This is a genomic window from Leptospirillum ferrooxidans C2-3 (assembly GCF_000284315.1).
Taxonomy (GTDB): Bacteria; Nitrospirota; Leptospirillia; order Leptospirillales; family Leptospirillaceae; genus Leptospirillum; species Leptospirillum ferrooxidans.
Window position 1 is genome coordinate 1,425,459 of record NC_017094.1, and the last position, 21,239, is coordinate 1,446,697.

A 21,239-nucleotide genomic window follows, 5' to 3' on the forward strand; every position below is an offset into this window, starting at 1 on the left:
CTTCGTATTCTAAGCCAACGGGTCAGACAGGAACAACGGTGACCACAGCCATCGCGACAATTCCCTCTTCCCGTCCGGTAAATCCCATCTTCTCGGTCGTTGTCGCCTTGATGGCCACATCATCCGGCAAAATGCCAAGGATGGGAGCCAGAATCTGTTGCATCGCCGATACATGGGGAGCCATTTTGGGACGTTCAGCAAGAATTGTGATATCCGTCTGATAGGGGACATATCCTTTGCCCCGAACCAGTGAAACGATTTTGGACAAGAAGAACAAACTGTCCATTCCCCGGTAGGCTGGGTCGGAAGGAGGAAAATGTCGTCCGATATCGCCAAGGCCACAAGAACCAAGAAGAGCATCGCACAGGGCATGAACGACAGCATCCGCATCAGAATGGCCCATGAGCCCCCTGTCGAAGGGAATATGAACACCTCCCAAAATCAGTTTTCGCCCTTCGGCAAAAGGATGGACATCCACTCCCTGCCCCACTCTTGGATAACGTTCAGACATTCTTCTTGACTCCTTGTTCATGAGGTTGACGGTCCATCACAAAATACTCTTTCCGACTGTCCCGACCGGATTGTATGTGTTCTTTTTCCAGAACACGTTTTTGCGCCCAGGACAGATCTTCAGGGGTCGTGATTTTGCGGTTGTCTTCCGAACCATAGACAATCCTGACGGAAAATCCCGCCCAGAGGAGGAGTCCCGCCTCATCGGTAAAATCCGGATCACCGGCATCAAGCGCCTTTTGCCGGGCTTCCAGAAAACAGGACAAGGGAGCCCCTTGAGGTGTCTGGGCCCGATAGAGGAGATCTCTTGGAACCAGGGATTCAATTTCGGGAATGGTTTTCCCGGCAGAACCCTCTTCCCTTTGCAAAGCGGCTTGGCTTCTCCAGAGGGTGTCCGCCAGAGGGATCCCCACCGCCATCGGGTGATTCTCCAGAAGCGACTCGATGGCCCGGTCCAGAATTTCCCTGGAGAGAAAAGGCCTGGCGGCATCATGAACAAGTAGGGGAGATTCTTTTTCAGAAAGGTTTTTTAGAAGGTCCATTCCCCGATAGACGGTATCCTGTCGCCTTCGCCCGCCTTCATAGAGAAGAAGGCGGCCAGAAGAAAGATCTTCGGGAAAATAGCGTTCAAGCTCTTCTCTCACCAGTGGGATGCGCTCCCGGGAAAGTCCCATAAGAACATGGCCAACCAAGGGATCGTTTAAAAAGAGATCGAGAGAATACCAGTACATCGGTTTGTCCCCCAACAGCAGAAACTGTTTGGGAACAGCCGTTCCCACCCGAAGTCCGGATCCTCCCGCGGCCATCAATACATGAACGGGCGCTCCTTGCGGATTACTCCTGTCTTTGGTCACCATCGTCCCTGAGCTTTCCAAAAATCATTCTTCCCGCAGAGGTCTGCAAAACCGATGTCACCGAGACTTCCACATTTTTTCCGATCGACTTTCTGGCATTGTCCACAACGATCATCGTCCCGTCGTCCAGATAGGCAATCGCCTGCCCGAATTCTTTCCCTTCCTTCACCAGGTAGATTTTCATCACCTCTCCGGGCAGAACAACCGGCTTGACCGCATTGGCAAGGTCATTGATGTTGAGAACCCTCACGCCCTGCAACTCTGCCACCTTGTTCAGATTCAGGTCGTTTGTGATGATGCGGGCCTTCATCCGGCGCGCCAGCGCTACAAGCTTGGCGTCAACATCCTTGATATGGGGAAAATCCTCGTCGGTGATCTGGATCTTGATCTGGCTCATGGATCGCATCCTGTGCAGGATATCCAGCCCTCGACGACCCCTGGCCCGTTTCAGGCCGTCAGCCGAATCAGCGATGTATTGAAGCTCCTGAATGACAAACTGGGGAAGATAAAAGATTCCTTCCAGAAAATCGGTGGCACAGATATCGGCGATACGCCCGTCGATGATCACACTCGTATCGAGGATCTTCGGAGGAATCGCCCTGTAGCCCTCAAGCCAGAAGGAGAGAATGGATCCGGCATGCTGGAATTCCCTGCCGGCGCGGATCCCGGTAATCAGTCCGAAGTACCCCATGATCAGGCCGATGAAAACATCCATCGGCGCTGTCTGCTCAAGGGACATGTGAAACAGGGTCCCGGTGGAGTATGTGAGAAGACCGCCGGCGATGAGACCTCCATAAAGGCCGACAAGCCCTCCCAAAACAATCCTGAGAGGAAATTTCCCGAAAAGATACTGGACCAGGATGGCGGAGCCGCCGACCGCCATCCCGATCCCAAGCCCGACCGGCCAGGGATCCTCCCTGATGACGGTAAAGACATAGATTCCGGCAACTGCCGTGACGACAAGAAACAGCATCTGGGTAATCATGGAGCGCGTGAGTTTTTTCATATCAGAGGGTTCCGTTCCGGTTTTTTAAAACAATGTCGGCAGATTCCGAACCACCTGCCGGAAGAGGTTCATGGTTGGACGTCCGTTCATTCCATGGCGAGAGGGAGAGTGTCATCAGAAGCATCAGAAGAAGCGACCCGGAGCCGCCCCATATGGGATGGGCGATACCGGCCATCAAAAGGTTGAGCAGGACGCCAACAAACAGGACCTTGCCATAGACAGGGTCAAGATGTCTCTTTTTCTGTCCAACCGCATAAAACCCCCAGAGGACAAGCCATAAAAACATCGAGACAACTCCCAGAGTCCCGTACTCGCCCAGAAGGTTGACAAAAAAATTGTGGCCATGGGAAGCATAGGGAGGAAGGTGGTAGATCTCATGAATATTCTTCATCTGGAAATTATCCGGACCGATCCCCAAAAAGGGATGGGTTTTCCACATGAGAATGGCCCCCTTCCATGTCTCGTATCGGGAAATGAATGATCCGTCATGGCCTGGCGCCAGTGCGGTCTCGACTTCTTTCCTGATGAAAGGAACAAGAAGCAACGCAATAAACACCGCTCCAACAGTCGAGAGTGCCTTAAAGAAAGCTATTTTGGGGCCACGAAGGTAAAACATGCTCACAATCGCTGTGGGCAATGAAATCAAGAAGGCCCGGCTATGGCACAACAAAACGAAAAAAATCATCAAGGGAAATCCCAAAAGGAAAAATGCTTTCGGTAGTCTGAGTTTATCCCGATGAAAAAGGCAGACAACCATCAGAATCAGCGAAAAGGAGAGAAACTGGGCGGTCGAGTTTTTATCGCCAAGGTTCATGATTCCGAGATTATCCTTTTTCTGGATGAGGAGGGTCAAAGTTCCGAGAATCCCTCCGAAGAGAAGACCCCCAAAAAGCGAGAGAATCATCCATCGGACAATATTCAGAGGCTCTCTCCCATAGGTAGCGACCGACCAGAAAAGAAGAAGCCCCGAAAGTGTCATCAAGTCCCCCCAAAACCCCCTCATCGCCTGAAACAAATTAATGGAATTGAGGGCGGACAACAGGGATACGGCTAAAAAAATCCATAGGGGCCAACTCCTCCGGAAAAGCTGACGCCAGAATGACCGATCCGCTTTTTTCATTATCCATGGGATAACCATGACAACGGAGACAGAAAGCGCGATTTCCTTAATGGCCTCGGAAAAACTCAGATTGAACACAAAAAGGCACAGAAAAAAAATCAAAACAGATTCATACCGGGATGATAATACCAGCTGTGAAAACGATTGGATTCTTGAATCGGGCGATTGAAAAACTTTCGGAACACTACCGGATTCAGTCAAGTGATCAGTCCTTGTCTTAATAATATCAAAAACAGGAAATCTCCATTACATCATTTTTCCGGTGATTTTCAATCAAGAGATACGACTGAAGCCAATAAAATGAAAGGATTCCCCTCTTTTTAAGATACCGCTGTTTAGTCTTTCCCGCTCAAAACATCCATCCCCGGGGCCGCCACGATTATATCAAAAGGTCCTTGAAGACCAAAGCAAAAATCATTGGAAAAATGATTGCAATACATTATGGATTCAATTCATCACCCGTCACAAAACAGATCGAACTGGAAACAGATTTCTCATAAAGGAAATCTGTTATGATCAATACCATCTTTTCCCAGATGCGCAATCAGAAAACTGGATGGAATAATGCGGATGAGAGAGTTTTTGACCAGCAATCCCTCTCAGATTCATCCGCCCAATAACCTTCAACCCAAAGATTTTCTTGCTTTCAATAAGGACCCAAGCCGGAATGCCAGAAAAGGAATCAAACACCCACCGGGCTCCTTTTCCATCCCTCCAGGAGAGGGGAAAAAGCCTACAGGACCCCACAGGAATCGAGCTTCTTCGAAAAATCGACAGAAAAACGATCATGCATCCCTTTACGCCTCTTGCCCGGTGGGAAGCGGATCCCTTCTCTCTCATCACGGGTGCCGAGGGCAGCTATCTGATCAATGAAAAGGGCGAGAGGCTACTTGATGGGACAGCATCCCTGTGGGTCAATCTTCTGGGCCACAAAAACCCCGTCATCGATCAGGCTGTCAAGAACCAACTCGAACGCTGGGCCCACTCAACCTTTCTGGGACTCTCCCATGAGCCCGGAATTCTCCTGGCTCAGGAGCTTGTCGATATCGCTCCCAAGGGGTTGACAAGAGTCTTCTTTTCAGACAATGGCTCCACAGCGGTGGAAGCCGCCCTGAAACTTTCCTACCTCTCCCGATCCCGAAAAAATGGAAGCTCTCCCCCATCGCGATTTCTCTCCTTTTCCCGAGGATACCACGGAGATACATTGGGAGCCGTGGGCGTTGGTGGCATCGACCTTTTTCATCAGGAGTTCGGACCACTTCTCACACCATCGATCAAAGTCCCCGCTCCGGACTGCTTTCGATGTCCGGTGGGTCTCCGGAAAGAATCCTGCCATCAGGAATGCTTTGATCTTTTCAAAGCATCCCTCACAACACACAAAGACGAGACGTGCGCCGTGATTTGCGAACCTGCGCTTCAGGCCGCCGGGGGAATGATTGTCTGGCCCCATGGGTATCTCTCAAAGATCCGAGACCTTACCCAAGAGATTGGCATCCCCTTGATTCTTGATGAAGTGGCGACCGGGTTCGGGAGAACGGGAGCCATGTTTGCCTCGGATCTTGAAGATGTTTCTCCGGATTTTTTATGCTTGGGGAAAGGGTTGACCGGGGGATATCTGCCCCTTGCCGCAACGCTGATGACCGAAGAGGTCTACCAAAGGGTCCGGGAGGCCCCAGGGGCTTTTTTTCACGGACACAGTTTCACGGCCAATCCCCTTGGAGCTGCCGCCGCCAGAGCCACACTTTCCCTTCTCAAAGACAACCGGCTCATCGATCAAGTTCATGAAAAAAACGCGATTGCCAGGACGATTTTAAACGATCTCCTCGCCGGCCTTCCGGGAGTCAAAAACTATCGATCCATTGGTCTGATCATCGCAGTCGACCTTTATGATGGGGAGATGCCCACCTCATCTGATAAGATGGATGCACTCAGGCAACTTTGCCATGAACAGGGGATGATCATTCGCCCATTGGGAAATATTGCATACCTCTTTCCTCCCCTCTCGGTTTCCATGGAGGAATGGATGACAATGTGCCGGATTCTTGGAGAGTCCATCGTGACATGTCAAACAAAACACCAGCATTGAAAGGATTTTCATTGAAACCAATATTTCCGCAAACGGCTTTTAAAACACAAGGACTCATCCCTCGGACTATCCGTTTTTCACGAATCATCGCCTTGGGAGCCCTCTTTTCTTTCGGAGCCTTTCTTCCCCTGAAAAAAGCGTATGCATCACCGGATGCCCAGACACTTTCATGGACGCTCAATATTTCCGATCAAAAGGGAAATGCAAAACCGGTTATCCAGACCATCACCTATCACATCACCCCAACCATGATGAGGATCGACCAGACAACCGCCTCCGGATCCCAGATTTTCATCTGGAGAACCGATGCCGGACTGGTCTATGCGATCGACACGGCCAAAAAGACCTATCATCAGGATACTCTCGATCATGTCCTGTCCTATCAGACGATGTCCGATCTTCTCGGAAAACATTCCGGAAAGAATCCGGGAGACAAGGTTCTGGAAAAACCCCACACAGAGACAGTCTCAGGAGTCGCCTGCACCGATGAAAAACTCCTGCACAAATTCAGGGGCGTTGTCGTCGGGATGATCAATGGCGATCAAACCATTGAGATCTGCCGGACTGAGAGCATTCCTGGAATCGATCTTCTGAAATCTTTCCAGAAAAACCTCGTCTTGCTCGACCGGAAAATCGATCCAAAAACCGTCCGGAAAGATGAGGCAACAACCATTTCCCTTCTCGTCCACAAAGAGACCGCCTATAAGGCGGGCTTCATTTCAAGAATGCTCAATGCTATCGGTCTGTACGATCTCTCCAAGGTTCCGGCGACCGAAGTGGAGGACTCCAGAATTTCCAATATCAAGGTCGAAGCAGAAAACACCAGCCAGTTCGACCTGCCAGATGGACTTAAAAGGGTCTTCCTTCCTGCAGGACCCGGACCTCATTGACCAACGAAAAAGTTGGGCGGAAGCCAATCCGCCCGATTTTTCTTCATAACATAACTTCCGGTCCCGCCCTTTTCAGATGGCGACATCCCAGAATGGCCAATCTCTTCCGGAATCTCTTCCCAAAAGGGATCCATATTCCCATTGATCCAACAACCTCCATGGAATGGCAAAAAGGTTTTCGTGCAGGTATTTTATCGGGATGCGACTATCTATACGTGGGAGGAGGAGATGGAACCCTCAACCGGCTTTTGCCGGATCTTCTGGATGCAAACCTTCCGGTCGGGATCCTGCCCATTGGAACAGGCAATCTTTTTTCCAGGTATGTTCTCGGAATCAAAAACCCGACCGACTTGCTGAAGAATCCGGAAAAGTACCCGACCAGATCCTTCGCGCCGGGGATTTCAGATGGGCGTCCCTTTGTATTGATGGTGGGAACGGGACTTGACGGTGAAGCCATTCATCATCAGTCAAGGCGGGGAAAGTATTGGCTGGGAAAATTGTCCTACCCGCTGGAGATGTTTTTGTCTCTTCTGAACACTCCGGTTCCCGAACTATCCGTTGAATATGAAGACACGGAAGGAGTTTTCCATCGAGAAACCGTACTCTGGGCCATTGTGGCGAAATCCCCTTCTTACTTTCCTCCTTTTACCATCAATCCGGGCTGGAATCCCTGGCAAAAGAATCTATCGGTGACATTGATTCGAGGACGATCGAAAATGGATCTCTGGATCGCCTTGACGGGGATCCTCGCCGGGAAAATCCCCTCCAGGCGCATCCTATTCGAAAAAGCACGTTCGGTCGGAATCAGGGGGACAGGGAGAAGTCAGGCCGACGGTGAGGAGATCTCCCTACCGGCTCTCATCACCGTCTCTGACCGGTCTGTCCTTTTTTCGATCCATCCCAAAACGGCTTCCTCATAACATCACGGCAAGGTCCAACCACCATGAATCTTACTTTGGATTTTCCATCATGTCGGGAAGATACATCGGAGCGCGTCTTACCCAATCGATCATAAAATCAATCGCTGCTGTCAGATCCTCCTCTGTCAGATCAGGGTAACACTCCGTCGTTATACGCTCAGGGGTATATCCTTTTTTAAAAAGCTCCAGAAAAACCGTAACGGGAATTTGTGTCCCGGCGATGCAGGGGAGTCCCCGGGCGATTCTCGGGTTCATCCGTATTTGTTTCGCCATATTCAATCTCCTTCAAGATAAAACATCGTTTATCCAGACACCGGCCTAAAGACACCCTACATTGGGTGTCATGAGAGAAAGGGATCGGCCAGCCCACCCTTGGAAGCATAGGGATTTTGAGCAATCTTTCCCTCTTTTAACAACAAGATGGCATTTCGGTAAATCATTTCGGTCCGGATATTGCAGGCTTCGATGGAAAACGCTCTCTCCACATAATTGCATGGATCCTCTTTCTTGAATACCTGGCGACCGGAAACAGACAACAGTGATGACACCTTTTGAGCAAGAGAGACAGGATCTTTTGGAGTCACCAGATGAATCCCGGGCAAAACATTTCCCATCTCCGGCAATCCCCCGACCCGGAAAGCAACCACTTCTTTTTTTGCCGAAATCGCCTCAAGCACCACCAGCGGAAAGGAATCCCTCACAGATGGAAGGAGAACCAGATCGGCAATGGCCAGATAGGGTCCCGGATCCTGCGAACCCATAAAATGAAGTCTTGCAAAACCGGACTCGCCCAATAGCCGACGGGCCCGATCCCGGACCTCTTCGAAAAGCGGCCCTATACCCAAAAAAACCATATGAAGGTCTTGGAATCGACGAAAAAGAATGACCAGCGCATCCAGCATCAGATGATGGCCTTTATCCCTTTGGAAAATGCCGATCTGCAGGAGAATCTTTTTCCCGACAAGTTTCTGGGCCAAATCGAGATTATGGCCCAAAACCGTGATTTCTTTCGCTTCCTTTTTTTCCTTGATGGCGATTCCCCGTGGAATGGTCACAACATGCCAGAAAGGAAGATTCTTTTCCAGAAAAAAAATCCTCAGGGCCTCGCTGACCACAACCAGACGATCACAAAACTGGCGAAAGGGGATCATGCTTTTGGGCACATTCAAAAGATGTCTCTGACGAATGATAAGGGGACGATTATTTCCAAGCGATGCCGCACTGACATACCCCAGAAAAGAATCGATATAGCTTGTCGTCACGAGAACATCGATTTTTTCACGAATCAGGTATTGGCGAAGATTGGAGAACGACTCGAGATCAAAGTTGCTTTTCATCGAAAACCCGACCGTCTCGGTCCGAGATCTGGCCTCCTCAAAAAAAGGCGTTCCGGGACGGGCACCGATCACATAACGGTGGCCTCGGGAGTTCATCCCTTTGGCTTCTGCGATATGATCCCTCTCCTGCCCTCCATAACCGGTGGTGCAGTCGAGATGGAGTATATTCAAAGGTGCCGCTGTCGGTTCGCTGTACGATACATTCATCCGGTAATCCGTGTCAGAAGGGTCCATGAAAGAAAACGGGGAAGAAACATCCTTCCTGAAACAGGCCTGCAAGGCAGAAGCATCGAGGAGACCACCGGGGCAAGCGAACGTCTTGTGACGGATCTCCCCCAGGAATACCCTGCACTTCTCACAAGGGTGGGCGTTTCCTCCCTGTAGGCCCCAAAAGGATAGCAAAAGGAGCGGACAGGAACTCCCAGAAGCTCTTCAAGGTCGCTCTTGGAGTGGACGATCTCATCCCGGGCATCCGTTGATGAGAGCCGGGAAAGATCGACATGGGTTCTGGTGTGACTGCCGATTTCCAAGCCCAAGGAGGAAAGCTCCCTCATTTGAGGCGCATCCAAAAGAGGATGTCCTTTCCATATGGGATCCTCGGTCCAGTCGGAAATCCCGCCGATCTTTCCGGAGAGACAAAAAATGGTTGCCAGAAAACCAAACTCCTGGAGAATCGGCATCGCATATCGGTAGTTGTCCTGGTATCCATCGTCAAAGGTGATTGCGACGATCTTTTTGCCAGTGACCGGATCCGTATGGCCATTTTTCATTGCAAAATCAAGCGTCGTTCCCTGAAATCCAGCCTGTTTCAAAATGGAAAGCTGGCTTCGAAATTGATCCGGCGTCACTCCAGCGTGAGGAGAGAGGTCCGGATCAACCCGGTGATAGTAAAGAATCGGAGGAACAAACTTCCCTTCTTCCGTTTTCAAGATAACGAAACCTCTTTCAAATGTTTTTCCCGAAGCTTCAGTTGCCTTGAAAGCCCTTCGATCACCTGATTGACTTCAATCCGGCGAAGGCAGTTATCCACCCCCTGGGAACAACCTTCATGGCTGCAGGGAGAACACGCGGGAGGATCGTAAAGGGTCAGAAGTCGCCCCGTTGACACAGGCCCCCACACTGCGGGAGTCGTTGAGCCAAACAGTCCGACTCCATACAGACCTGCTGCATCCGCCAGATGAAGCGGACCGCTGTCGTTTCCCAGAAACAGTGTCGATGATTCCATCAGTGCGTGTATAAAAGGAATCGATTCCTGAACGATCAGGAATCGGGTTTCCGGCTGAAAGCCGCTGGTAACGGAGAGAATCAACGTTTGATCTTCCCTTGTACCGATAATGACAACGACGCCTTTATGAACCTTGCTCCACCAGTTTCCGACCTGGGCCAATCTGTCTGGAGGCCACCTTTTGTACCACTCGCGCCCTCCGGGATGGATCAGCAAAATGGGAGTCTCCTGATCCAGCCTGTTTTCTTTTCTCCAAGTCTCTATTTCCATACGGGAAGACGCGGAGGAAGAGACAAGAGGGTCGGACGTGGCTGAAAGATGGACTCCGATCTTTCGAAGAGAGGACTCATACTGATTCATGACCGGGTCGGGACCATGGTTGAAGTCGACTGGAACATAAATGGAGTTTTGGGAAGAAGGCCTTTCATCCTTTTTCCAGCCACAAGAAAGCTTTCGGGAGGCATCTGCCAGCCTTGAAAAGAGTCGGCTTCTATCAGAGACGGTCCAGTCAACCCACAAATCCCATTTCCGTTCGCGGGCAAGTCTGACCATGTCATAAGAGCTTTTCAGTTTCCCCCAAAAAGATCGGTTGTCAAAGACAACCACCCTGATCCCGGAAAGGTTCTTGAGGGGATACTCCGTCCCTCGATTGACAACGACCGTCAGGAAAATTCCCGGATAGGCAAGAAGAAGTTTTCTTAACGTTGGAACGAGAAGAAGGCTATCCCCCAGATAACGCATCCTCAGGATCACCATGCTGTCCATCAGAGTGGATTTTCCAATTCGTCCCATGCACAAAGAACAGAGTTTACGTCTATGGATTTCATGCACTGATTGTCGGGACAGAGCGAGGAAAAGCTCTGGCACGGACTGCAGGCCAAACCTTTCCGGACCATTCCCCCGGAGAATGGTCGATAACTCACATGATCTCCGGGTCCAAAAAGGACAAGCGCCTTTTTTCCGATGGACTGGGTCAGGTGAAGAGGGCCGGAATCATTGCCGATCGCACCGGTCGACAAGGAAATGATTCCCTTTAAGGTATTCAGGTCATTCTGAACGATTCCCCTGAATCGGGAAAGATAAACTCCAGGCAAAGCACCCAGTCCCCGAACGACGGATCCCACAGCATCGGAATCATTCTTTCCACCCAGAACCAGCAAGGGAAACCCCTTTCGCAAAAGTTCGAAGCCCAATTCGACATATCGGTCTGCCGGCCAGTTTTTTGTGGGGGATCCCGATCCCGGGAAAAGGATCATGAATTCTCCAGCGTATTTTTCTCCAAAGCTTCCAAGAAGACTCCGGGCAGACAAATCATTCTCCGGGGTCACGACAAATCTGGGGAGATTGCGTTGGGTTTTAAAACCGAGACGACTCATGACATGAAGGATCTGATCCGTCAGATGGGTCAATTGATTGGGAACGACAATCTGATCCGTATAGACAACGTGGTCGATCAAGAGATTTTTGTGGTCGGCCGTACCAACCCTTCTTCCCGCTCCGCTTGCGAACACCAAGGATCTCGAACGGGGCCCACGGGAGAAAAGGTCAACAGCCACATCGTACGATGCGCTCCGGATCTCCCGAAGAAAAGATCCGTATCGCTTGTAATAGTCAAAAGACGATTCATTTTTCTCTTGATTGCGCCTGGGGAGTGAAAGCACCCGCGTCAAATCCGGCTCTTCATCGAAGAGCGAAGAATACGCCGCTTCCATGACATAGTCGATGCGAGCATCGGGACAGGAGTCCCTGACAGCGGAAATGGCCGGCTGTGTCAGGACCATATCACCAAATGCCCGCAAGCCGACCAACAGAACGTTCTTTTTTTTGGTATTCTCCAACCTGCTCAACAAAGGGGGGGTGATCACGGAGAAGAATGGTCACCCTTCGCATGAGCTTCTTCAATCAGCATGATGGGAATATCTTCCCTGATCGGATAGACCAGCTGGCAACTCTCGCAGACAAGCCCGGGCGGAGAGGTTTCCTCAATCAAATCCCCCTTGCACTTGGGGCAGACGAGAATGGACTTTAAAAACGGGTCAAGAGCCATGATGTTCCTTTCGACTTCAAACAAGAGTGAATTTCTGTCGCCCCAATTTTCACATTTGGGCAAGTCTAAAAACCTACTCCAGCAATTCGGTATCTGACAGAAAGAGGTTGACCGCCTCCTCGAAGGAGGATACTCGAAAGGCGAGATCATCCCTCTTTCCTGCTTCTTGGGGAAGTATCCAGAAATTATGACATCCCAAAGACTTCCCCGCAAGAACATCCCCTTCTGAATCCCCCACCATCATCGAAGATCCGGGATCCCCATGAAAAACTTCCAAAGCCTCTTCCAGCATTCCCGGAAGAGGCTTCCTGCAACCACAAGAGACCCGGTAACGATCCACGGAAGCCTCCCTGAAATGGGGGCAATAGAAGAATCCATCGAGATGAGCTCCTTCTTTTTTGAGGATTCCGTTCATATAAGAGTGTGTTTCCCGGACAAAATCCTCTCCAAAATATCCTCTGGCCACTCCGGACTGATTGGTGACCACCACAACCGGAATCTTCAAGGAATTGAGCCTTCTGATGGATGAAAGAACCCCCGGAAGAAATTCAACATCGGACAGTTTTGACAAGTATGGAATATGCCGGATCAGGGTGCCATCCCTGTCGGCAAGAACGATGGGCCTTTTTTTCAAGTGTTCATGACCTCACTTCCTGAACTCTCCAATTCTGATGGTGTCGCTCCCTGTTCTTTTTGCATCCGGATTCTCCGCAGATCCTCAAAAATGGGACCATGTGCAATTTCCCAAGTCAGACCGGTCATGCACCTGTGATCGATGGGACATTCCCGGAGAAGGCACGGAGCACAAGTCACATGATGGCTCAGAACTCGTATTTTTCCACCCAATGGCCCTGTCGCTACAGGGTCGGTGGGACCAAAAAATACAGTACCGGGTAGACCAAGAGCCGCACCCATATGCATCATTCCCGAATCGTTTGTCAAAAGATAATCACATCCGGATAGGATCGCAAGACTATCTGAAAGAGCGGTTTTTCCCTGAAGAGCCACGACCTTCTCTTTCGGAAGCGCCTGTTCGAGCACATCCGCTTTTTCACGATCCTTCCCCCCGGAAAAAAGGATGATCCGAATACTGGGATAATCGATCAGCAAACGGGAAAGAAGGGAGATGAAATAGGAGGATGGCCAGGTCTTGGCGCTTCCAAAAAAAGCACCGGGATTGACCGCAAGAAGAATCTCTCGACCATCAAGAGCTCCCAAATGGCGAGCCATCGCATCCCTTCTGCGGGAATCCGGGACAACAAGCTTCGGAGGGTTAAAGGAGAGGTCGTGAAAAACAGACTGCACCATCTCCTGATAGTAAGTAACCTGATGGAAATGATGGTTGGCCCATGCAGGATAATTCAGCCGGCGGCTGAGAAAAAAAGATCTCCCCTCATGGGCGTAGCCGATTCTCTCCTTGCAGGGAATTCTCCAGAGTTCATAGGCGGAGCGAAACGAAAGGGGAAAACAAAACCCCAAATCAAAAAAAATCTTCGATGAAATATTGGTGGGGTTATAGGACACCACATCCGAGAATTCGGACAAGAGAGCTGTAATGGGTTCCGGACCCATTACAGAGATTTGAACATTCTGATAGCGTGATCGTATCGCCTGGATGGAGGATAGGGAAACAATTGCATCCCCTATCCAGTTGGGGATTCTTACAATGATCCGAGTTGGTAACACAGATGTCAAAGCCCCCTCAGATCCGAAAGTCGGATTTTAAGCAAAAAAGTCGATCCTAAAAAACTGGGAATCTTCCAATTGCCCGTAACTCACTATTTACATTGAATCTTTTGATGTTTCCATACAATAAAAATCGATAAGCTATCTGTCCAGAGAAAATAAATTTGAAACCCAAGCATCATCAACATATTCCGGAAGAACTGCATCAATCGGACCTTTTATGCCAAATGCTCTGGGATAGAAACTCCTGATAAAGCGGCTTCGGAGAAAAGCCTCCCAGCTCTGAAGATCAGAAGGGTTCAAAGCCAGCGACTTTTGGATCAGCTCTTTTCCATAGCGTTCACCATTTTGGTATGCAAGCATCTTGATCCCGGTCTCTCTGAGCCATCTTGACTTGAGTTTTAAAAAAGCGGATCTGGAATCTGGATTGTCTTTCAGATAATACTTTTCTTTCAGAATGGAAAAGAATACATCGTGTTTTAAAATCAGTCCAAAATCGAATATTCTCCGAATACTATCCGCTTTAGGGTGTACCCGATATTCGACCAATGACTGCGGGACGATAACCACCCTGCCCTTTTCATACATCCTGAAAGAAAAGTCTGTATCTTCGAGCCAAAATGGGTCGAACCTTGAGTCAAACATACCGGCCTTCTGTATCGCTGAAGCCCTGATCAAGAATGTTGATGTCTGCGGCTCGTAAAATGGGTCTCGCTGCCATCTCTCCGTTTTTCCAAACAGTATGGAAGCCCATCTCGGAATCTGCGGAGCAGAGTCTTTCCCGATCACTTCACCATCAGGGGATATTTCATCCTTCCAGGATCCCACCAGCGTAATATCAGGATCCTGTCGAATAGCTGAAAGCTGTAAAGAGAGTCTATCCGGCTTCATTCTGTCATCACTGTCAAGGAAAGCGATGAATTCTCCGCGGCTGGCAAGGATCCCTTTATTTCGAGCGGATACCGCTCCTGGAATAGGTTCCGTAACAATACGGACCCTATCCGGATGTTTGAGGTGCCATTTTTCAGCTACCGACAAAACACCCGGCAAGGCATGATTATTGACAAGAACAATTTCATAATCATGCTCTTTTTGCTGGAAAACAGATAAAAGTGCTTCATCAAGTTCCAATTCATACCGGGTCATTGGAATGACAACAGAGACTAGTGGAGTCATCATTTCCTTAAGGCAAATAAAAAATCTATCTTTTTACCAAAAAACCATTCATGCATTTTTGCATCCATTACAGAAATTGGGAAAATAATGAATCCAAGGAAGAGCCCTTATTCCAAAAAAGACAATATCACTACATGGAGATAATTTCCTTCAAATCGCTCTTCCAGGAATAGAGCCAGGTTTTCATTTTGAGGATCCTTTTTTTTGTCTTTTGGGAAAGACTTCTTTTGCTGCCAGGAACCTGATCCTTGAAGGGCCATAGATCGATGATATCCGATCTGCTCCACTTTTCCTCAAGCTTTAAATGCGGTGGATGGGAACAGACAACAGGTAATCTCTTGGAGCTGGCATCCGTTGCCCGAATGAAGTGATGAACAAAAGAGCTTCCCAAGATCATTGGACTTTGATCAAACCTCCCTTCTCTCTTCAATTTTTCGATCTGGAGGTAAAGGTCCCAGTCGGCAGACTGGATCCTCGGATCGAGTCCTCCGAGTTGCTCAAAAACAGTCCGGGAGATCAAATGACAATGGCCCATAATCCCCTGAAATGATATGTCCTCATATTTTTTTTGAATCTTGCTTGAAATATCATTGAAGTCGCCGTACATGATGGATATTTTTTTTTCGAGATTTTCTCTTTGGTTTCGATCCCATATTCGCCTGTTTACATATCTCCAACGGTAATAGAGAACATCTTCCAGTTTTTTGTCTGGAAAATGCTCAAGACCGGCCGGGCTGACAACAGGAACTCTGTCTTCCATTAGCGACCGCACAAGAGGCTTGTCCCAACCTGGGGCAACAATAATATCATTGTTCAAAAGACCGATAATAGGCGCACTTCCAGCCATGGCCCCCTGATTGATTGACACGGGATAACACTGATTTCCGGGATTTCTGATCACAAGAATATGATGTCCGGCCTTCTGCTGTTCCTCAAAAAAAGCGGCCGACTGATCCTGGGAAAAGTTATCCACAACGATAAGACGAAAAGAGTGATGGGTATTTTTTGCAAGGTAATGAAAAAACAGCCGGTTCAGTTCAAGGTGGCCATGAATGGGGACGACAAGATCCATTAAAGGTTCAGGCGCTGTGAGTCTTCCCTCTGTCATCCCTTGAACCCATGTCTTAAAACATAGCGATAAAAATCTGGATTAAGCCAACGGTTCTTTCTAGGGGGAAAGGCAGGAAACTGGCTGATACGCTCTTTCATGACCGCAGGATGCGTTCCGTCAAAGTCTTTCAAGATAAAATAACGCTCGGGGATAAACTTTTTTGAGGCCAAAACTTCCTTATCTCCGACATTGGGCGTGCCTTCCCAGTAATATTCAACCTGTGTTTTGACTTTTTCTCGCAAAAGCTCGGGACTTTTGACCCAACCGTAATGATAAATATGCCCTTCGGCATATTCCCATAAGTGCCTTTCTTTTTTTCCGATATAGAGATTGTCGCTGGCTCTGGCAAACCCGACCGCATCACCCACCGAAATCACAGATCCCCCCGGGCGAACAATTCTCATGGCCCTTCTGTATGCCCAAGGATCAATCGATTGATAGTCTCCCAGAAAATGCTTGTACCTCGACATCAGACCAAGAATAGTCTTTTTATCCTTATATTGGGCCATCGATCTCAGCAAACCTTCATAATCTTTTTCATGCAAGACCTCATCTGCCTGAAGATAAAATGCCCAGTCGGCATCCTTTCGGCAATGCTCAAGAGCGATATTGGTTTGCTGTGCATAGATAAGTCCGTCTTTTCTCATTGCCTGATCCCAGACGGACTCAATCACCTTTATCTTGGGGTCTCTAATGGAACGGATCTGCTCCAGTGTGTTGTCTTCTGAATCCCCAACGTTGATCACCATTTCATCGACGATCGGAAGGATCGATCGAATGGACTCAAGAAAGGGATAGTCTAGCTTTGAAACATTTCTGCAAAAGGTAAATCCGGAAACAATCATTTTTCTCACTTTCATCCTTTTGGGTTCAGATTCCAAGGGCAATCAATCCCTCTTGATATAAAAAGCCCAGTAAGACTTCACAAGCCATCTGAACGATCTCAATCCCGGATTGGCCCGAAAAGCAACCCAAGCCGCTTCAAGCGCATCCTTTTTATACCCCAGAGACGACATGGACTTAACGATTCCGACAAGATCCTGCGGCTTTCCCCAAGACTCAAAACTATACCATTTCAGATATTGGTCGATAGAGTTGATCTTAAGGATGGTTCCGCCCCAAGGAAGAGTGAAAGGAACCGAAACCGATTTGATTTTTGAGACGAAAGGAGCAAAGCAGATCACTGCTCTCTTGAGGGATACACTGAATGAAAGAGGCCTGTATCCCATTCTCTCTATCCAATAGAAAATCCCGTCCATCCTCCAATTGATCCTTGGAGACAAATCCTGGACATCACTACAGGATTTGTCCTCTGACGGAATTTCATAGAACACCTCGACTGTTTCAATGTCTGAACTGTCTTTTAGTCTTTTCTCCCAGGAAATCAAGGAGATGATCGAAGACAAGTCAGACCCGGCTTCAAGGCTGACATGAGTGGTTTTTCCAGTGACCGCCTCCTTGTCATCCACCGAATTCGCTCTTGAGGATAGAGAGAGATTGACATTATCCCCATTCGGTGTTGTTAGGGAGGTGCCGCAGACGCACATAAAATCGATGACTTCTGCAGAGCACTTTTGAATATATTGCATTCTGGAACGGCATCCAGGACAAAGAGGAATCACAGAGGAAAGATGATCTCTATTTGTCCATATAAAAGATATGGATGCAAAAACCGATTCTGGCTCCGGAATCCGTTTATCAAGAAAAAACGACTCAACATTATAGAGAAAAAATGGCGAACAGGCCCTTACTTCAAAGGGCATCACCTTTTTTTCAATAAATAGTTCAAGCGATGGCAGATCCAGCGCCGCTGCCATATGGCTGAGTCCCGAATCAAGCCCAAGATAGACTCCGGAGCGGGACAGTAGAGCGGCTATTTGCGAAAGAGAAAGATCGTAGGCGCACAAGGCCCCTTCATTTTCAAACGTTCCCATCTCCGGATAAGCAATCACAAGAGATCGAATTCCCAGTTTCCGGTATAGGAGATCGATCGTTATCGAGAAGAAATCTTTAGGCCATCGCTTGTTTTCCCATGTATAAGGGGCGATGACCGCATAGCTCCCAGATTGAAGTCCATTTCTTTTGAGAAATTCATCTGCCCATAAGAGATCTGATTTTTTCATTGGCACAAAAGGGCGAAGGTGTTTTCCGAGAGATAATCCTACCGTTCGAAGGGTGGCCTGTATTGTTGCCTCTCCTCTGGCATGCCGATCAGGCATCGGAAAGTGGTCATATCCCAGAAAGGAAGAAGCTGGCGCAGCATCCATCTCTTTTCTGATCTCAGAGTGAGCCAGAGCATAAGGATCATTGGTCCCTTCCTTTGAGCGGACCTCCAACGCCTTTGGAAACCACCTGATTTCAACTCCGTCCATTCTCCGGACAAGTTCTTCCCAGCGTAAATCAGCGTAAACAATCAAAGAAGCTTTTTGAAAACGAAGACGAATTTCAAAAATAGCCCTGAATCCGTTCAGATGATCCCCTAGTCCCTGTCCCAGAACAAAAAATATCTTTCCAGAAAAGTCAGGAGAAAAATCATGGATATGAAAAAGCGGAAAGCCATCCCAGAATAAACCATGCTCTGGAATCATGGGAGAGATTGGAGAGTGGGAGACATTCATTTAATCTTCAGATTTCCAGAACATGGAAAAGCATCAGGAAGACGGTCTTCAGGAATCACTCTACAATGGTAGGTTTCCCCCGATCTCCCCCCTTCTGAAACAATCATGAATCGACACCGTCCCTGTCGGTTAAAGGAATATTGACTTTGTAAAGCATCAGATATTTTATAAAAACATGATAGCTATAAAGAACGGCTAGAACAAATCCCAAAAAACCATCCAGAAAACCCATTTTCAAAATATACATTTTCAAAAACATTGCAGGCGGATGAAAAAGAACTCCCATCAGGGAAGGCCCCCTGGTGGAAGATCTCTCCTTGGCCCAAAGTCTCGCATAGGCCAGATTTTTTGTGACAAATCTCTCGATGGTCGGATGTGTATCATGAAGAAGGAGCCCATGAAGTCTCATGGTCTGTCCGGAAACGACAATCGATTCATGGACCGCCCGGCCATCCAATCCCCCCGATTCTTTCCGGAAGACACGCAACAGCCAATCCGGAGACCATCCGGAATGATGGATTGGGGTTCCCAGAAAAAAATTCAGTCGATTGAGATAGAATCCGTTGATGGACCTGATTGTTTCCGGATGGATCAAGTATTGAAGGATTTCCGCTTTGAGCTCCGGAGTCACCCTCTCATCGGCATCAATCACCATCACCCATGAAGATGAGGCCTTCTCGATGGAGCGTGTCTTCTGACGGGTAAAATCATCAAAAGGATGCTGAAAGACTTTTGCACCAAAATCTTTGGCGATCTCGCATGTCCGATCGGTGCTCCCAGAATCCACGACAATGATTTCATCCGCAAGCCCGATTAAAGAATCCAGACAACGTTTGAGGTTTTGTTCCTCGTTCTTAGTGATCAGGCAAACCGAAAGACGTTCTTTTTCAAAAGAAGCGTTATCATCCTCATTCACAGAAGGACCTACAGAATTCAAAGGAATCATTTTCACTTTTTTTCAAGGTATACATGATCTTTATTACCGTATTTGATCCTTATTTATGGCTAATCATGAGCATTCCAGAACAACTCAAGAAATTAAAAATCACAGAAGATTCTTACGAAATCCAATCGGGACGATCGATAGAACTAATGCCTAAAAAAATAAACAATCCTAGCCACTATACAATGAATGTAATGACCAGATTATCCTATGCTTTCTTTTCTCAAGATGATTACTTCCCAAGATTGAGTCCATATAATGCTGTAAATTCGAAGTTGGCTTGAAATTGAAAAAGGCCACTGTCTTCCCCGAGAATGGGTGTTGTCCAAACAACCTATTCTCAACAAGGAGGAAGAACAATGGCCAATATTGACGTTACCCTGAATCCGGATCTTTTGACAAATCTTTTGTCCGATAGTGGCGAAGGAATGAAAAAACTGGTCGAATCGGTCTTGAATCAGGTTCTGGAAGCCCAGATGGTTGACCACCTGGGAGCAGATCGGCATGAACGATCGAGCGATCGGACGGGATATCGAAACGGGTATCGGGAACGGCAACTGACGACCCGGGTGGGAACGCTGATCCTTCGGGTTCCCCAAACCCGGGACGGAAATTTCTCGACCGATCTGTTCCGTCGCTACCAGCGTTCCGAACAAGCTCTGGTTCTGGCTCTGATGGAGATGGTGGTCCAGGGGGTCTCGACCCGCAAAGTCACGCATATCACGGAAGAGTTGTGCGGCGCGACATTTTCGAAGTCCACGGTGAGTTCTTTGGCCACGGGGCTTTCGGCCCGGGTTAACCATTGGCGAAACCGTCGTCTGAATGGTCTGTATCCCTTTCTTCTGCTGGATGCCCTGGTGATCCATGTCCGAAAGGATGAGAGCGTGGTGCCGGTCGCCGCATTGATTGCGACCGGCATCTCGGAAGATGGACAGCGGGAGATCCTGGGACTGACGTTGGGAGACAGCGAGAACGAAGCTTCCTGGGACGACATGCTGCGGGATCTCAAGAGCCGGGGACTGTCTGGGGTGGATCTGGTGGTCTCCGATGACCACAAAGGGCTGAAAAAAGCCGTTCAGAGACATTTTCAAGGGGTTCGATGGCAACGATGCCAGGTCCATTTTCTCCGCAACCTTCTGGGTCATGCCCCGGCCTCCCAACGAGGGCCTCTGGCGCTGGCCCTGGGACGGCTGTTTCGGGCCGATACCAAAGAAGAAGCCCGAGCGATCAAGAACGAAATTTTGGAGACTTTTGAGAAGAAGGCCCCCAAGTCGATGGATTGTCTCGAAGAAGGATTTGAGGAATCGCTCACGATTTTGTCCTTTCCCCGGAAATATCGTGTCAGGCTCAGAAGCACGAACTCCCAGGAGAGACTGAATGAAGAGGTCCGGAGACGGGAACGGGTGATCCGGATCTTCCCCAACGAAGACTCGGCCATCCGACTCATTGGAGCCCTTCTTTCGGAATTCCACGAACAATGGAGCACGGGAAAGAAGTATTTCGACATGGCCGAATATTGGGAGTGGAAGAAACAGGAACCTTTCAAAACGCCCTCTCTTCTTTCGGTGGTCGAATGATCAATTTATTCCATTTCTCGGGAAGACAATTTACAGCACTTTTAGGACTTGACCCTTCCCAATATACAGGATAAAAACTCTAATAGTGAGGGATTTCTCAATAAAGTTTGGACTAGACATACTGGAGTTCTTG

General features: G+C 48.6%; 21 protein-coding genes. 4 read left to right on the forward strand and 17 right to left on the reverse strand.

Translation table 11 applies throughout. From position 1 onward, the window contains the following. Window positions 1-22 precede the first annotated feature (22 nt). Genes ispF through LFE_RS07330 form a run of 4 tightly spaced genes read right to left on the reverse strand, consistent with a single transcriptional unit; the run spans window position 23 to window position 3,349 of the window. On the reverse strand, window positions 23-511 hold the full coding sequence (gene ispF / locus LFE_RS07315) for a 2-C-methyl-D-erythritol 2,4-cyclodiphosphate synthase (protein ID WP_014449586.1): 489 nt from the start codon (window positions 509-511) through the stop codon (window positions 23-25). Beyond that, window positions 504-1,385, reverse strand: a complete 882-nt coding sequence (locus LFE_RS07320) for an IspD/TarI family cytidylyltransferase (protein WP_148272586.1) — start codon at window positions 1,383-1,385, stop codon at window positions 504-506. The genes ispF and LFE_RS07320 overlap by 8 nt, the downstream gene beginning before the upstream one ends. Continuing rightward, window positions 1,345-2,370, reverse strand: coding sequence for a PIN/TRAM domain-containing protein (locus tag LFE_RS07325; protein ID WP_014449588.1), 1,026 nt, complete (start codon window positions 2,368-2,370; stop codon window positions 1,345-1,347). Before LFE_RS07325 ends, LFE_RS07320 begins: the two co-directional genes overlap by 41 nt. A gap of 1 nt (window position 2,371) precedes the next feature. After that, window positions 2,372-3,349 (reverse strand): O-antigen ligase family protein, encoded by a 978-nt coding sequence (locus tag LFE_RS07330; RefSeq protein ID WP_014449589.1) that lies wholly within the window; start codon window positions 3,347-3,349, stop codon window positions 2,372-2,374. Between the two features lie 808 nt (window positions 3,350-4,157). On the opposite strand from LFE_RS07330, the gene bioA reads away from it, so the two are divergent. The 3 genes from bioA to LFE_RS07345 all read left to right on the forward strand — a co-directional run bounded on the left by bioA (window position 4,158) and on the right by LFE_RS07345 (window position 7,386). Continuing rightward, entirely contained in the window at window positions 4,158-5,576 is a 1,419-nt protein-coding gene (bioA, locus tag LFE_RS07335; protein WP_014449590.1) for an adenosylmethionine--8-amino-7-oxononanoate transaminase, read from the forward strand. Between the two features lie 11 nt (window positions 5,577-5,587). Beyond that, entirely contained in the window at window positions 5,588-6,466 is an 879-nt protein-coding gene (locus LFE_RS07340) for a hypothetical protein (protein ID WP_014449591.1), read from the forward strand. Window positions 6,467-6,558: 92 nt separating this feature from the next. Further along, window positions 6,559-7,386 carry a diacylglycerol/lipid kinase family protein gene (locus LFE_RS07345; protein ID WP_014449592.1) on the forward strand — a complete coding sequence of 276 codons (828 nt, stop codon included), beginning with the start codon at window positions 6,559-6,561 and terminating at the stop codon, window positions 7,384-7,386. Between the two features lie 30 nt (window positions 7,387-7,416). Here LFE_RS07345 and LFE_RS07350 read toward each other — a convergent pair whose 3' ends face one another. The 13 genes from LFE_RS07350 to LFE_RS07410 form a co-directional block, all read right to left on the reverse strand. Further along, a complete protein-coding gene (locus LFE_RS07350; protein WP_014449593.1) occupies window positions 7,417-7,659 on the reverse strand; it encodes a DUF433 domain-containing protein in 243 nt (80 codons plus the stop codon). Between the two features lie 68 nt (window positions 7,660-7,727). Further along, a complete protein-coding gene (locus LFE_RS07355) occupies window positions 7,728-8,930 on the reverse strand; it encodes a glycosyltransferase (protein WP_014449594.1) in 1,203 nt (400 codons plus the stop codon). Then, window positions 8,927-9,652, reverse strand: coding sequence for a polysaccharide deacetylase family protein (locus LFE_RS07360; protein ID WP_014449595.1), 726 nt, complete (start codon window positions 9,650-9,652; stop codon window positions 8,927-8,929). The genes LFE_RS07355 and LFE_RS07360 overlap by 4 nt, the downstream gene beginning before the upstream one ends. Further along, window positions 9,649-10,713, reverse strand: coding sequence for a glycosyltransferase family 9 protein (locus LFE_RS07365; RefSeq protein WP_014449596.1), 1,065 nt, complete (start codon window positions 10,711-10,713; stop codon window positions 9,649-9,651). Before LFE_RS07365 ends, LFE_RS07360 begins: the two co-directional genes overlap by 4 nt. Beyond that, on the reverse strand, window positions 10,713-11,756 hold the full coding sequence (locus LFE_RS07370; protein WP_014449597.1) for a glycosyltransferase family 9 protein: 1,044 nt from the start codon (window positions 11,754-11,756) through the stop codon (window positions 10,713-10,715). The genes LFE_RS07365 and LFE_RS07370 overlap by 1 nt, the downstream gene beginning before the upstream one ends. A 53-nt stretch (window positions 11,757-11,809) precedes the next feature. Beyond that, on the reverse strand, window positions 11,810-11,995 hold the full coding sequence (locus LFE_RS07375; RefSeq protein ID WP_014449598.1) for a Trm112 family protein: 186 nt from the start codon (window positions 11,993-11,995) through the stop codon (window positions 11,810-11,812). 73 nt (window positions 11,996-12,068) lie between these two features. Then, complete coding sequence (locus LFE_RS07380) at window positions 12,069-12,629, reverse strand: D-glycero-alpha-D-manno-heptose-1,7-bisphosphate 7-phosphatase (protein WP_014449599.1); 561 nt, start codon at window positions 12,627-12,629, stop codon at window positions 12,069-12,071. Next, window positions 12,626-13,681 carry a lipopolysaccharide heptosyltransferase II gene (gene waaF, locus LFE_RS07385; RefSeq protein WP_158310253.1) on the reverse strand — a complete coding sequence of 352 codons (1,056 nt, stop codon included), beginning with the start codon at window positions 13,679-13,681 and terminating at the stop codon, window positions 12,626-12,628. Before waaF ends, LFE_RS07380 begins: the two co-directional genes overlap by 4 nt. Before the next feature lie 141 nt (window positions 13,682-13,822). Next, a complete protein-coding gene (locus tag LFE_RS07390) occupies window positions 13,823-14,857 on the reverse strand; it encodes a glycosyltransferase family 2 protein (RefSeq protein WP_014449601.1) in 1,035 nt (344 codons plus the stop codon). A gap of 130 nt (window positions 14,858-14,987) precedes the next feature. Continuing rightward, a complete protein-coding gene (locus LFE_RS07395; RefSeq protein WP_158310254.1) occupies window positions 14,988-15,929 on the reverse strand; it encodes a glycosyltransferase family 2 protein in 942 nt (313 codons plus the stop codon). 32 nt (window positions 15,930-15,961) lie between these two features. Further along, window positions 15,962-16,828, reverse strand: coding sequence for a glycosyltransferase (locus tag LFE_RS07400; protein ID WP_407081007.1), 867 nt, complete (start codon window positions 16,826-16,828; stop codon window positions 15,962-15,964). 27 nt (window positions 16,829-16,855) lie between these two features. Next, complete coding sequence (locus LFE_RS07405; protein ID WP_014449604.1) at window positions 16,856-18,586, reverse strand: glycosyltransferase family 9 protein; 1,731 nt, start codon at window positions 18,584-18,586, stop codon at window positions 16,856-16,858. A 103-nt stretch (window positions 18,587-18,689) separates the two neighbouring features. Beyond that, entirely contained in the window at window positions 18,690-19,532 is an 843-nt protein-coding gene (locus LFE_RS07410) for a glycosyltransferase family 2 protein (RefSeq protein WP_014449605.1), read from the reverse strand. 356 nt (window positions 19,533-19,888) lie between these two features. Between LFE_RS07410 and LFE_RS07420 the strand changes: the two genes are divergently transcribed. Then, window positions 19,889-21,106 (forward strand): IS256 family transposase, encoded by a 1,218-nt coding sequence (locus LFE_RS07420; protein WP_014449482.1) that lies wholly within the window; start codon window positions 19,889-19,891, stop codon window positions 21,104-21,106. The last annotated feature ends 133 nt before the right edge of the window (window positions 21,107-21,239 follow it).